This window comes from Natronincola peptidivorans (genome assembly GCF_900111615.1).
Lineage (GTDB): Bacteria > Bacillota > Clostridia > Peptostreptococcales > Natronincolaceae > Natronincola_A > Natronincola_A peptidivorans.
On the sequence record NZ_FOHU01000004.1, the window covers coordinates 252479 to 265927 of the forward strand.

Consider the following 13449-nt stretch of genomic DNA (forward strand, 5'->3'; position numbering starts at 1 on the left):
ATATTTATAAATAAATGGCCCAGCTTGATAAATTGACTTTTCTTTGCCAATTTATCAAACCTACCCCCTTCTTTTACTATGCATCTAGTATTTTCTGATAAACAACACTGTCCAACCATTTGTCAAACTTTTTTCCAACTTCTTTGTAATGGGCACATTTCACATAACCATTTCTTTCAAATAGCTTTATGCTTTTCTGGTTAGTTGCACATATAGTGGCGGTTAAAACGTGGAAGCTTTTTATCTTGGCAAATGCTTCGATTTCCCTTAAGGCCATGCTGCCCACACCTCTTCCTACCAAATTAGGGCTGAGATACACTGATACTTCTCCAGTGGTATCATAGGCTTCTCGTCTCTTGTGCTGTCCTAATATAACATAGCCAATAATATCTTCACCCTCCATAATAACTAAGGTTTGATATTTTGGATCCTCAAATAAAACTATATCCCTCATCTCTCCCTGGGTTAAAGCCTTTACATGAAAAGTTGCTGTAGTATTTAGAACATAATGATTATAGATTTCCAGTAGTTTTGGGATATCCTCTTCTGTTGCTGTTTTAAATGTATAACCTAACAATCTTTTTCCTCCTATCAAATGGTTCCTTTATAAATCAAAGCTTACTAAAGCCTCTATTATATCGTCGCTTAAATCTATAGGAAAGATTTCAAAAATCCTTCTTTCTCTAGAAGATAGCTGTATATATGCTCGTTTATTTGGATAAATAATAACTCTTGTTATATATCTAGCTTTATCCACATCCTTTTCTCCTTTTCTTATTTGTGGATACTGGCTGCTCTCTTCGTAATAAAAGTCTAAGTAAAAATAGGGTGTTTCCATCTGCTTCATTTTTGAATAGTTGAGCTCCCTTATATATCGGAGATTCTCTAGAACTGATCCCTCCATCTCTTCTATCAAGCTATAGATAATTGCCTCTTCCTCTATAGAATAATCTACCTCCTGCCGGTATCCTAACATGCCCCTTCTATTGGACTCCTGTATCTGATCCATCTCATATACATTGATTGTTTTAGGGGCAGCAACCTCCTGCAGAGCAACCACTTGGCTAGGGGTGTACATCTGGTGAATATTGGGGAGCGCTATTACTACAGAAAAAACAAAATAGGCGACTTTTTTAAGCTTTGCAAGGGTTGTTTTTCTACCTTGCTCTTCTTTTTCTTCTCCCTCTTCTTCTTTTCCTATTCTTTCAATAATGCTGATTATGAACAGCAGGACAAAGAAGGTCAGTAACCCCCAATAGCTCCAAAACAGATCGTACAAAGGTGAAACAAAAACTATATAGCCAGATGCTAAGCCCAAGCATAAAGCAAAGATTTTAAAGCTTAAAAACGTCATCTCTCTAAAGGAGATAAGTCTTGTTTTACTCTCCCTTATCAAGATAATACAGGGTTTTACCAAAAATCCACTAATAAAGGTAATACTAAAGAATGTATAGAAAAACCACCCATAGCTTTCTGTCAGAAAGGTTATAAAGGCTAATGTACCCATCAGCCAAGTTATACCAGTTATTACTTCCTCAAAGGTAAGTTTATGATTTTCCTCTCCCTTATTATTTATCTCTGCATCCTTCATAAGGTCCTCCTTTTTGATAAAAAAAGCACCTGCCACTACAGCCGATGCAATCTTTTACCTTATTTATGGTATTTCTACATACTGTGTTCTATTTCCACAACGTTGTAGAAATCTCTCCAAATCTTTATAGGTTATGGTTACACTGGCAGTATTGACATTAGGATGTAGAGTAACTTTTTCATTAGAAGCTAAATCTTTATCAATCAGCACCTCTACTTCCTTGTTTTTATCATTGATTAGCCCCATTGGAGATACAGCTCCTGGCTCTAACCCTAAACAGCGTTCCAATCTTTCATCAGAGGCAAAACTTAATCTAGTGCTGCCAATTTGTCTAGCAATCAGCTTGGTATTGGCTTTTTTAGAACTGTCCACCAGTACTAGGTAATGCTTATCTCCCTTAGAATTTCTTAGAAATAGGTTTTTAAAGTGCATCACCTCTATTCGTTGCTCTAATTCTTCAATAGCAGCTATGGTAGCAACTGGGGGGTGGGTATATTGAACATATGGTATCTCCAATTCCTCTAAAACTCCATATGCCTTTATTTCTTTTTCTTTCATTTCTTTAGCTCCCTTCTATGTCACCTATGCCATTATCTTTATACTCTTTTATTACTTGAAAAATATATAAAGAAAATGCTGGCTTTCTCTGTAAATTAGTATAGCATTTTTCTGTTATTTTCTCAATATACTTACACAACATTAGATTTTACTATCCCTCTTCTAGTATCGCCGCTAAAGTAGGGGCTATACTTTTGTGATTCTTAACTAATGAAATGAACTTTTCTACCTCTTGACGAAACTCCGTTGCTTTGCTCCACATCACAGGATGTTCACCGTTTGAGTAAAATACTATTTTCCAATCCTTTGTTTGTTTTGCTGTATGAATAACTTTTTCTTCTATAGCTTCAATCAAGCTATCTTTAATACTAGCAGTAAACAATATTGGTGATACTATTTCACTTAAATTTCCTTTATTTAGTCTTTCATTCTTTCTAGCATTGATTAGCAATATCTCATTATCCTGCCTGATAATTTCTTCCCAATCCTCTCCATGGGCAAGCTTCCAAAAGATTGACTCCTCTAATATTTTTTTCTCTCTATCCTCTATAATTCTACCTACATCTTCAACGCTTAAATATATTCCTGGGATGCTGTCAGCAACCACTCCTAAAACCTTATTGGGTTCTAGGATAGCTATATTTAAAGCAATGATACCTCCACCACTTGTACCTATACAATAATATACTTCTGTATCAAGATGTTTTAATAGTGATACTATCATTTCTGCATTTGCCCACCAAAAATCTCTCGGTAATTCCTTCATCCTATCAGATCTACCATACCCAAGATAATCAGGACAGATCACTCTAAATTTTTGTGAAAAATGCTCTATCTCACTCTTGTGGGCCGCAGAAGAGGATGTGTTCCCTGGTAGTAGGATTAGAGCTTCTCCACTGCCTTGATCTTCAAAATATATATTTTTTCCTTGAAATTTAAAATATGGCATTGCTTTATCTCCCCTTTATTATTTTGATTGATCGGCCTTCTACAACACCATTGCGGGAAAATCATACACAATATTTCTTTGATTTTTCTACTAATTATTATTTCTACACATCCTTAGAAATACCTTTAAAATATAAGAGGACTCCTCCTCTAACAAAAATAACCATAAAAAGTCCCACTATTAGATTTTTTCTAATAGTGGGCAATAGTTGAAAAATATTTTTTTAAAAGGGAGAAAACCCTTGCTGACTCCACCAATCCTCTTTATAAATATTATATTGCTTCGTAAACTCCTCTAAGTGTACTCGTTCCCATTTCAAAAGAACTTCATAAAGCTCCTTTGCTACTTCTATTTCTGTATTCTCTTTAGCTTTCTCATAAAAATCAATGGAAGCTTGCTCTAGCTGCATCCCTATACCAAATACTGACATAGCTAGGTTGGCATATTGGGCCTCCTCTTTTTTCCATTGATAAAGGTTTGGTGAAGGTGGATTCGATATAAATGCTAATCTCATGTCATCCTTTCCACCGGTTTTAATGCTATCAAACAATAATCTTAAATAATCTGCATGCTTTAACTCTTCTTCTGCTAATTCTAGAAAAGCCTCTTTGCTCTCCTTTGAGTGTGCTTGTTTAGCAGCCATTTGGTAAAATTGGAAACCCTCTACTTCATTGAGGATTGCTTGTTTTATGATATCCAATTCTTTATCCAACATCTTATTCCCTCCAATAACGTTTTTGTAATTATCTACATAAATACCCTTATGTCCCTAGACATTAAACATCTATTCCTCTAAAGTTTTTTGAATTATTATTTGATATAATAGTAAAATATTGTTAAACTTAAGCTATAGCATATAGGAGAAGCTAAAATTAACTTAACTATTTCAGATAAAATCTCAGGAGGGATGGAAATGATTAATACAGTCAAAATAACGGAAGCTATTCATTTTATTGGTGTGAATGACAGAGAAACCTATTTATTTGAAAATCTATGGCCTTTGGATAAAGGTGTCTCTTACAATTCTTATCTCATCAATGACGAAAAAGTAGCTGTCATTGATACCGTAAAGAATACTAAAATGGATGCTTTTATAGAAAAGATTGAAAGCATTATTGGAGGTAGAACTGTAGATTACTTGATTATTAATCATATGGAGCCCGATCATTCCGGCGCCATAAAAGCTGTAAAGGAGAAATATCCTGATGTAATGATTGTTGGCAACAAGAAAACCTTTGAGTTCCTTGAAAATTTTTATGGTAAAATGAAAAATTATTACATCATCGATGACGGAGACATCTTGGACTTGGGTCAGCATAAGCTTCAGTTTTATTTGACTCCCATGGTTCATTGGCCTGAAACCATGATGACCTTTGAAACCACAAAAAAAGTACTTTTTTCTGGTGATGCCTTTGGAGGCTTTGGTACATTAGATGGCGGGGTCTTTGATGATGAAGTAAACCTAGAGTTTTATACAAATGAAATTAGGCGATATTATTCCAATATCGTAGGTAAATATGGTGCTATGGTCCAAAAAGCTTTAAAGAAGCTGAAGGATGCTGATATCGACACCAAGGTAGTGGCTCCCACTCATGGTCCTGTATGGAGATCAAATCCCTCCTGTATTATTGATTACTATGATAGGTGGTCTAGGTCTGCTACAGAGGAGGGTGTGGTGATTGTTTATGGCTCCATGTACGGTAATACACAGAAAATGGCTGATTTTATTGCCAGAAAACTAGCGGAGAAGGGAATAAAAAATATCAGAATTTATGATGCCTCTAAAACCCATGTTTCCTACATCATCAGTGATATCTGGAGGTTTAAAGGGGTTATTCTAGGAAGCTGTGCCTATAACACCGGCTTGTTCCCTGCCATGGAAACAGTTCTACATAAAATAGAAAACTCTCAACTTAAAAACAGGTATCTTGGGATTTTTGGTACTGCTTCCTGGAGCGGTGGCGGTGTTTCTAATCTAAACCAATTTGCTGAAAGAATTAAATGGGAAAAACTTGGGGAATCTGTGGAGGCTAAGTCTTCTCCTAAGGAAGAAGAGTTTGAAAAGTGCCAGGTCATAGCAGAAGAAATGGCTATAAAACTAATAGAAGAAAGAGTGGATCAACCACCCTTATGTGAATAATCGTATCAAAGGATTGAGGAAGATGATCATTGCACCTACTTCCTCAATCCTTTATTATTAGTTTATTTAATTTGCATGCTTAATATCTAAAGATGGCTAAATACAAAGTATTTTCTGGCATCTCTTCTCTTTCTATCACGTATACCTTGCCACCATTTGTAAAGGTATGAATAGCAGCAAAATTTAATAGCTCTTGACTATTGTCTATCTCTTCAGGATGTAGTTCCACGCTATTATTTTCTTTATCATAGCATCCCCATACCTCTTTACCTTTGGTTACTAGTAGTGCTTCAATCTTCTGATTGTAGGCAGCAGAAACAATCTCATGAATATCATTAGATGATTTCCCTGTGCCAAGGAGGTTGTTGTACTTTGCTATTGCTTCCATTTCTTCTTTTTTAAAGTAGGGCTCTATAATACTCCACCCTTTCTTTTGTAATTCCTTGTTAGAAAATTCTTCAGGATTACCAATAATACCTTCATCCAATAGGTTTGGCAGCTTATTTGCCTCCTTATAAATAGGGAATAGGTATTGTACTCCTGCTAGAATTAAAGGTATATTCTCATTTATCAGCTGCTTAGATAATCCAGCATCTATCTCCTGACAATATCTTAGGATATTTACCTTTTCATCCTCCATGCCAAAGCCTTGTCCATGAAAAACAGCAGATCTTTTACCATCAATATTACTTGGGGTTTTGGTAGAAAATTGTATTTGCTTTTCCACCACATCATATTGCAGGGTCTCATGGATACTAGTTGGGACATTCTCTAGCTTTATTTCTCTCACATCATCTCTAGTACAATGCAGCAATCTCAAATCGTTTTGGCTAATGGCTAGAATATAAAATTGTCCGTTTCTTTGAAAAACAGGGAAAAGCGGCTGGATATATAATTCATCCGTTACAAAAGCCCTGCTTGCAAAGTCTACAGGCATGCTATAGTATTGAAAGTCTTCCTCTGTTGCAAAGATTGCAATCCCTTTGCTTTCGTTGTTCCAAAACTTTGTATCCTCTATTAATTTTTCTATAGAGCCTGTATATTTCTTTAATTGAGACTTTTTAACCCCCTGCTTAAGCAGCTGTGATTCCCCTTCCTTCAGTAAATTCTTAAGCTTAATTTTTCCTTGCTGAGGGTCTTTTTCTTGGAACCCAGTAGATAAATATAAGGAAAGATTCTTGTCCTTTCCCTTACTTAATAGCTGATCCAATGTTTCTCTAGTAAACAAATAAATTCCCCCTTATCCTATATTTTTTCATAAAATCTTCTAATGTCATACATTATTTCTCTATTATTTAGTAACCTACCCTGGATTTTTAATAGATAAACAAAAACTATTTTAATCCCCACTACTAAATTGTGAATATATGAGAAAGAAAAGATTTTTAGGGTATATTATATAAAAGCTATTATATTGTAAATGGAAAGAAAGGAGAAATATTTGTGGAAAAGCGAACAGACGTTATCACTATGAAGGGAAATCCTCTGACTCTTGTAGGTAAAGAAATAAAAGTTGGAGATAAGGCACCGGATTTTTCCGTTGTGACAAAGGAATTGAAGTCTTATTCTTTAAATGATCTTGGCAGCGGTGTAAAGCTCATCAGTGTTGTACCCTCTATTGATACTGGAGTATGTGACCTACAAACCATGCATTTTAATGATGAAGCTGCTAAACTGAAGGAGGTAACTATTGTAACCATTAGTATGGACTTGCCTTTTGCCCTTGATCGTTATTGTGCTGCAAAGGCTGTAGAACAGTTGAAAACTTTATCGGATCATAGAAATGCTTCCTTTGGTGAAAATTATGGTTTTCTTATTGAGGAATTAAGACTGCTGACTAGAGGTGTGGTGATTCTTGATAAAGACAACATCGTCCGTTATGTAGAATATGTACCAGAGGTTACCAATCAACCAGATTATAATCAGGCATTGGAGGAAGTAAAAAAGCTTCTCTAGGCCCAACTGAACCAACTGGTATCTTCTTTGCATTCAAAAACCGGTCCTTCAACATATGTTGTGATGACCGGTTTTTCAGTACCTTCAATTTGTGAAAGCTTATTTATAGTCTAGGTTTTCTTAAGCTATTTTTAGTAAGTTAAATGGTAGAAAAAGCCAATATGATTTTTTCTAAGTATTTTTCCCCTCTCTCTAAAATTGCAGAGCTTAAGTTGGTGTGGTTAATCCCATCAGGTTCATATTGCGCTTCAAAACAAATGCCATCATATTTACTTCCTATTTTATCATATTTTAATTTTTCGTTATTAGGGTAGTTATAGCTATAAATGACTATACTGGGATAGGTTGTACTAATGGTCATTTTTCTTCCACTAACTTCATCCATCATTTCAACCTGATTGTCACCCTTTTCTACCAGCCATGGATGATCATATCCATTTGCTAATAATAGCTGTGGATCGTCTGCTTCAATATCCTGTCCTATCAATTTAAGCTCCCTAAAATCCATAGGGGTGTCTTCTACATCTATGATTCTTCCTGTGGGAATCATATTTTTATTTAGTTCTATAAACTTATGGCTATTGATTTTCAGCTGTTGCTCTGTCACCTTTCTGTTATAATTGCCGGATAAATTAAAATAAGCATGGTTAGTTAGGTTGCATAGGGTGGTCTCATCGGTATCTGCTAGATATTCAATCGACAACTGATTATCCTCTGTCAGGGTGTATGTAACCTCTACCTCTAGATTTCCAGGATAGTTTTCCTCCATCCCTCTACTATTATAGGAAAATTTAGCTATAGTTTTACCTTTTTCTTCTGCTAGATTATACTGCCATACCTTATGGCTAAATCCTTTTTCTCCGCCATGACCGTGATTCTCTTGAAAGTTTTTCTTTAACTGATAGGTCTTACCCTTTAAATAAAATCTCCCATCACCAATACGCCCTGAGGTTCTTCCTAGGGTAGCGCCAAAATAAGGAGGATTTTCCATATAGTCCTGCAGATTGTCAAAGGTTAAAACAACATTTTCTATAACACCGTTTCTATCCGGCACTAATAATTCCACTATGGTTGCTCCGTAGTTTAGCAGTTTTACCTCCATATTGTTTTTGTTTTTTAGGCTTATCAATACTACTTCCTTATCTTCTATACTGAAGCCTTTACTTATTGAATACATGCTATCACCTTCCTTGTCAATCTCTTACCTTTGAAATCCGTTGGGATTGTTTTTATGCCAATTCCATGCAGAGGCGATAATATCCTCTATTTTTGTAAATTTTGGTTTCCATCCTAATTGATCCTTAGCCTTTTTACTGGAGGCAATAAGCTTTGATGGATCTCCTGTTCTTCTTTCCCCTATGACTGCTGGTATAGGATGTCCTGTAACCCTTCTAGCTGCTTCTATCATTTCCTTTACAGAGAACCCTTCTCCGTTTCCTAGGTTATAGATATCACTTTTTCCGCCTTCTTTCAATTTTTCTAATGCTAATATATGAGCATCTACTAAATCTACTACATGGATATAATCTCTAATACAGGTACCATCATGGGTGTCATAATCTTCGCCAAAAACTGTGATATGATCTCTCTTGTTTAAAGGAACCTGCAAAATCAATGGAATTAGATGGGTTTCTGGTTGGTGATCCTCTCCGATTATCCCGTTTTCTTGAGCTCCAGCTACGTTAAAATATCTAAGGGAAATAAATTTTATACCATAAGCTTCATCTGCCCACTTCATCATTTTCTCAACCGCCAGTTTTGTCTCTCCATAGGGATTGGTGGGTTCTGTTTTGTCTGCTTCTAAAATAGGCATGGTTTCAGGCTCCCCATAGGTTGCTGCTGTAGAAGAAAAAACAATTTTATCTACCCGATGCTTATTCATTACTTCTAGTAGAACCTGGGAACCATATACATTATTATTGTAATAAGCTAAGGGCTCCTTTACACTGACTCCTACTAAAGAATTTGCTGCAAAATGTATGACGGCATCTATAGTATTTTCCATAAATACTTTGTCTAAAAATCTTTGATCACGGATATCTCCTTGGTAAAATTTTGCCTCCTTATGAAGTGCATCCTGATGCCCTGTTTGCAGATTATCTACAACAATTACTTCTTCCTTTCTATTAATCAAAGCATAAACACAATGAGAACCAATGTAACCTGCTCCTCCGCACACTAAAACTGCCATCATGCTGCCTCCTTCTCTATCTTTTTTTCTTTATTTTTTTAAAACAACCACACAAAAGAGTTAGAAGAAGCTTTACAGATAAGCTCTACTAACTCCTCTAAATAGTTGCATAGTATAAGAAATCCCTCATTTACAAAGCAAGATAACGGAAAATTCCTAAAAAGTGTAAAACACTGCCCCCCAACACAAACAAGTGCCAGATGGCGTGATTATAAGGTATTTTTTTAATGGCATAAAATATAGTGCCTATAGTATAGGCCAGCCCTCCCGCCAAAAGCCATATAAAAAAACCTGATGGCATTGACTGAAGCATAGGTTTAATAGCCACAACCACAATCCAACCCATTGCAATGTATAATAATAACGATATAGCCTTATATTTATCAAAGCTGTTAAAGGTAAATATTTTAAATAGTATACCAATGATGGCTATTCCCCACACAGTAGCTAGTATACCAATCCTCCAATAGCCTTCCATAGCCATTAATGCCACTGGAGTGTAGGTGCCTGCAATAAATAAAAATATGGAAGAATGATCAAATGCTCTAAAAATCTTTTTAATCTTTTCTTTTTGAAAGCTATGGTAAAGTGTTGATGAACTATACAGCACTATCGAACAAAAGCCATAGATACTAAACCCTACAATGGCAATAGCACTTCTTTGCCAAATAGCATACACCAATAGAATGGTTAAAATTACAATGCTGAAAACAATACCTACCCCATGAGTAATGCAGTTTGCTAGTTCCTCTCCAAAGGAATATTTTCTATTTGATACGTCTTTTATTGTATTTTGATTGTTTGTAGAATTCATGAAAATCCTCCCTTATGATTTTTCCAACATAATCCTATTTATTATCTTATTCCACTTAGATTATTTTTCTCCTTCTATAGAAACATTATTTGTAAAATATTGCTTTTTATATATTTATATTCATTTTGGCGCAATTAATTTATTGTATCATAAAATAGCCAGAATTCCCCTTTTATGTCTAGTGAAAGCAGAAAAATCTTTTATGAGTTCAAGGTTCTTCTACTTTTATGCTTAATGTCTACTTTCTATTCAGGTCTAATTTTCACTACAAAAAGCTCTGCTGGTTCATCAGTGAGATTAGCAAGCTCACTGGGTACATCGTAAGGAACGTGGATTATCTCCCCTTTTGAAAAAGTTTTAGCATCTAAATCTAATGCCTTCAAAGTAATCGTCCCCTTTACCACGATCATATAAACAATAGCATCGGTATTATGTTTTGGGAATTGCTTCCCTGCCTTTAGTATTACATGATTTAGTATTAGGTTTTCATCAGTAATAATATTTTCAAATAAGTCTTCTTCTGTTATTGTGTATCTAAAAGTTTTCATTCCTTTCCACCCCTTGATTTCTTTATTATGTACATATATATTGTATTATACCACAGATATCCTTTAACCATTTCAAAAAAGGCTTAAAAAAAAAACCATGCAAAGCATGGCTTTTTTTGTGATTTACTTAAAGATTTTCACTCTTTCTTCTAGTGGTTGAAACTCTTTATCCCCAGCGTCAACAACGGGCTTTCCAAAGGGCATTTGTGCAGCTAATTTCCAATTATTGGGTATATTCCACTGTTTTTGCACTGCTTCATCGATAAGAGGATTATAGTGTTGTAGGGAAGCACCAAATCCTTCGATTTCTAATGCTGTCCATATCACATACTGCAGCATACCAGAGGATTGTTGAGACCAAATTGGGAAATTATCCTTATAAAGTGCAAACTGCTCTTGCAGTCCTGTTACTATCTTTTGATCTTCAAAAAATAAAATAGATCCATATCCACTGCGGAAACTATCAATTTTTTCTTCTGTCTTTGGAAAGCTGGCTGGAGGAACTACCTCTCTTAAAGCTTCCTTTGTAATATCCCATAGCTTGTTATGTTCCTCTCCTAATAGCACTACTACTCTTCCACTTTGAGAGTTAAAAGCAGAAGGCGTATGCAATACTGCATGATTCACCACTTCCTGAATCCTTTCATCAGATACAACAAATTCCTTGCCAATACCATATATAGATCTGCGATCCTTCACAGATGCATAAAAATCTTTATTCATACTTTCCCTCCTCTAAATCTTGGTTTTTATAAAGATATTCTCTCCATTGATTTTATTATTATTCTTAAGTATCCTTGATTGTATTATGAGTGATACCCATATCTTTATCTTTTTAATCTATCTATCTAAAAGGTTTTTTATCGTAAAAAATCAAAGGTCCGTCTAGCAAACCTTTGATTCTAATGATTTTTTTGTTATACTATTTCTTAAGTTTTCTTACCTTTGGTCATCCTAATTTCCGCTAAATCATAGATATTTGTTTGTGTTGCTGTTTCTCTTTGATTATAGATTTCACTTAAGTAGTTTTGCTTGTTTTTTAGTAGACTCACCAGTTGACTCTCAGTTAAAGGAGGGCTTATATAATAACCTTGAAAATAATCAATCCCAAGTTCTTTTACGTAGATGAGTATTTCTTCACTGCTTACAAATTCTGCTACTGTTTTTATACCTAGCTCCTTTGTTAGATTTACAATAGATTTTACAATTGCCTGAGCATATTTATCTGTTATTATGTTTTTTATGAGACTGCCATCGATTTTTAAGTAATTGATGTTCAATTTTAGCAAGCTGTAATAATTTGAATACCCTGCCCCAAAATCATCAATGGCTACTTCACTTCCTAATTTAGTGATATCATTAATAAAATTAGATACCATTGTATAATTGGTGACACTTTCTGATTCAGTTAATTCAAAGCTTATCTTATCTCGTATTTTAACTTCTTCTTTAAGCTTATCTAGTATAAAGCTTTTGGTTTCTTCGTTTATAATATCTTCAAAGGATAGATTGATGGATATCCTGCAATGATGGTCTTTGATAAAATCAACAGCTTTATTTATTACAATTTTTGTCAGCTGATTATATACTTTTATCTCTTTGGAAACATGAATAAATTCATTTGGCATATATAAACTACCATCTTCCTTCTTAATCCTCATAAGAGCTTCAACCTCTACGATCTCTCCCGTTACACTGGATATGATGGGCTGATAATATAAGATCACCTGATTATTTTTAATTGCATGTTTCAGCTCTTTTAGCCAAAATACAGCCTTATTGTTTTCATGGTCTTCTATGGAAGGATCATATGTTGTGATTATAGACTTTTTTGATTTAGCTGTTGTTAAAGCTACCCCTGCATTTCTCACCAGCTCTTTATTTCCAAATTCTGAAGTGGAAGTACCCACAGAAACATTATAATATATTTCTCTGCCTTCAAAAATATTGGCTGTCTGCGTTAACTCATTGGCAATTCTAATAGATAATGCTTCATAGTCTAACCGGCTATATTTGCAGGTGATTAGTAGTGCATACTCATCGATTTGTATCTTATATAATCTAAAGGAAGGGTTTATTTCGTATTTTGATAAAATCTGAGCTATCGTAAAGGAAACAAAGTCTGCTGCCTCAACGCCATAGCAATTATGTATTTGTCTGAAGCCATCTACATTAAAAACCATTAAATAATAGCTTTCATCCTCCTTGATATCCTTCATTAACCTAAGTTTATTAGGTAGTTTTGTTATAGGGTCTTCATAAGTACTGAGATCTCCTTCAAACAACCTATGGTTTTCTATTTTTTCTGCAATACTTTTTACATCCTTTGCGAACCCATCTCTATCAAATGGCTCTATCATTAGTTTCGATATACCTAGATTTGTTATTTCAATAATAGAAGCAGTATCCAATTCTTTTGCTATGATATACACTTCTAGGTCACATCTCAGGGCTTTTAAGTTGGCAACAAACTCCATATAGCTATTTTTTTCTTTTAATGGGACACATAAAATAAGTAGATTGATTGTGTCCTTATACTCATAAAAGATTTTTTCTCCGTCCTTTAGATTGTTAGTAAGCCAAGTTTTTTCGTAGTTCTTTAATAAAATATTGCTGATTTCCCGTCTTAGAACAATCGAAGAAGCTATCAATAAAATGTTTGTCCTTCTATCAATAGTGTCAATGTTTTTTCTCACGATTTC

General features: G+C 34.7%; 14 protein-coding genes. 2 read left to right on the top strand and 12 right to left on the bottom strand.

The features are described from left to right. Positions 1–76 precede the first annotated feature (76 nt). From BMX10_RS07040 to BMX10_RS07060, 5 genes are all read right to left on the bottom strand, one after another. Positions 77–577, bottom strand: coding sequence for a GNAT family N-acetyltransferase (locus BMX10_RS07040; RefSeq protein WP_090441500.1), 501 nt, complete (start codon positions 575–577; stop codon positions 77–79). Positions 578–604: 27 nt separating this feature from the next. Then, a complete protein-coding gene (locus tag BMX10_RS07045) occupies positions 605–1591 on the bottom strand; it encodes a hypothetical protein (RefSeq protein WP_090441503.1) in 987 nt (328 codons plus the stop codon). A gap of 63 nt (positions 1592–1654) precedes the next feature. Further along, entirely contained in the window at positions 1655–2149 is a 495-nt protein-coding gene (locus BMX10_RS07050) for a prolyl-tRNA synthetase associated domain-containing protein (protein WP_090441506.1), read from the bottom strand. Positions 2150–2300: 151 nt separating this feature from the next. After that, entirely contained in the window at positions 2301–3098 is a 798-nt protein-coding gene (locus BMX10_RS07055) for an alpha/beta fold hydrolase (RefSeq protein WP_090441509.1), read from the bottom strand. A 223-nt stretch (positions 3099–3321) separates the two neighbouring features. Then, positions 3322–3813, bottom strand: a complete 492-nt coding sequence (locus tag BMX10_RS07060) for a ferritin family protein (RefSeq protein ID WP_090441512.1) — start codon at positions 3811–3813, stop codon at positions 3322–3324. Between the two features lie 198 nt (positions 3814–4011). On the opposite strand from BMX10_RS07060, the gene BMX10_RS07065 reads away from it, so the two are divergent. Then, entirely contained in the window at positions 4012–5238 is a 1227-nt protein-coding gene (locus BMX10_RS07065) for an FprA family A-type flavoprotein (RefSeq protein ID WP_090441515.1), read from the top strand. A 79-nt stretch (positions 5239–5317) separates the two neighbouring features. Here the strand turns inward: BMX10_RS07065 and BMX10_RS07070 are convergent, their stop codons facing one another. Beyond that, complete coding sequence (locus BMX10_RS07070) at positions 5318–6466, bottom strand: baeRF7 domain-containing protein (protein ID WP_090441518.1); 1149 nt, start codon at positions 6464–6466, stop codon at positions 5318–5320. A gap of 215 nt (positions 6467–6681) precedes the next feature. Here BMX10_RS07070 and tpx point away from each other — a divergent pair, with 215 nt between their 5' ends. Further along, complete coding sequence (gene tpx, locus BMX10_RS07075) at positions 6682–7194, top strand: thiol peroxidase (RefSeq protein WP_090441521.1); 513 nt, start codon at positions 6682–6684, stop codon at positions 7192–7194. A 139-nt stretch (positions 7195–7333) separates the two neighbouring features. On the opposite strand, the gene BMX10_RS07080 is transcribed toward tpx, so the two are convergent. From BMX10_RS07080 to BMX10_RS07105, 6 genes are all read right to left on the bottom strand, one after another. Further along, complete coding sequence (locus BMX10_RS07080; RefSeq protein WP_090441525.1) at positions 7334–8371, bottom strand: aldose epimerase family protein; 1038 nt, start codon at positions 8369–8371, stop codon at positions 7334–7336. A gap of 24 nt (positions 8372–8395) precedes the next feature. Next, a complete protein-coding gene (galE, locus tag BMX10_RS07085) occupies positions 8396–9385 on the bottom strand; it encodes a UDP-glucose 4-epimerase GalE (protein ID WP_090441528.1) in 990 nt (329 codons plus the stop codon). Between the two features lie 130 nt (positions 9386–9515). Beyond that, positions 9516–10199: a PAQR family membrane homeostasis protein TrhA gene (gene trhA, locus BMX10_RS07090; protein ID WP_090441531.1), complete on the bottom strand. Its 684-nt coding sequence runs from the start codon at positions 10197–10199 to the stop codon at positions 9516–9518. A 245-nt stretch (positions 10200–10444) separates the two neighbouring features. Further along, the gene (locus BMX10_RS07095; protein WP_090441535.1) at positions 10445–10747 is read right to left on the bottom strand and encodes a cupin domain-containing protein; all 303 of its coding nucleotides are present in this window, start codon (positions 10745–10747) and stop codon (positions 10445–10447) included. A gap of 123 nt (positions 10748–10870) precedes the next feature. Then, positions 10871–11470 (bottom strand): nitroreductase family protein, encoded by a 600-nt coding sequence (locus BMX10_RS07100; protein WP_090441538.1) that lies wholly within the window; start codon positions 11468–11470, stop codon positions 10871–10873. Positions 11471–11676: 206 nt separating this feature from the next. Continuing rightward, positions 11677–13443, bottom strand: coding sequence for an EAL domain-containing protein (locus tag BMX10_RS07105; RefSeq protein WP_090441541.1), 1767 nt, complete (start codon positions 13441–13443; stop codon positions 11677–11679). Positions 13444–13449: the final 6 nt, after the last annotated feature.

Coding starts and splice junctions, on each gene's coding strand:
- BMX10_RS07045 (WP_090441503.1), bottom strand. CDS start 1,591: ATGAAGGATGCAGAGATAAATAATAAGGGAGAGGAAAATCATAAACTT.
- BMX10_RS07050 (WP_090441506.1), bottom strand. CDS start 2,149: ATGAAAGAAAAAGAAATAAAGGCATATGGAGTTTTAGAGGAATTGGAG.
- BMX10_RS07055 (WP_090441509.1), bottom strand. CDS start 3,098: ATGCCATATTTTAAATTTCAAGGAAAAAATATATATTTTGAAGATCAA.
- BMX10_RS07060 (WP_090441512.1), bottom strand. CDS start 3,813: ATGTTGGATAAAGAATTGGATATCATAAAACAAGCAATCCTCAATGAA.
- BMX10_RS07065 (WP_090441515.1), top strand. CDS start 4,012: ATGATTAATACAGTCAAAATAACGGAAGCTATTCATTTTATTGGTGTG.
- BMX10_RS07080 (WP_090441525.1), bottom strand. CDS start 8,371: ATGTATTCAATAAGTAAAGGCTTCAGTATAGAAGATAAGGAAGTAGTA.
- galE (WP_090441528.1), bottom strand. CDS start 9,385: ATGGCAGTTTTAGTGTGCGGAGGAGCAGGTTACATTGGTTCTCATTGT.
- trhA (WP_090441531.1), bottom strand. CDS start 10,199: ATGAATTCTACAAACAATCAAAATACAATAAAAGACGTATCAAATAGA.
- BMX10_RS07095 (WP_090441535.1), bottom strand. CDS start 10,747: ATGAAAACTTTTAGATACACAATAACAGAAGAAGACTTATTTGAAAAT.
- BMX10_RS07100 (WP_090441538.1), bottom strand. CDS start 11,470: ATGAATAAAGATTTTTATGCATCTGTGAAGGATCGCAGATCTATATAT.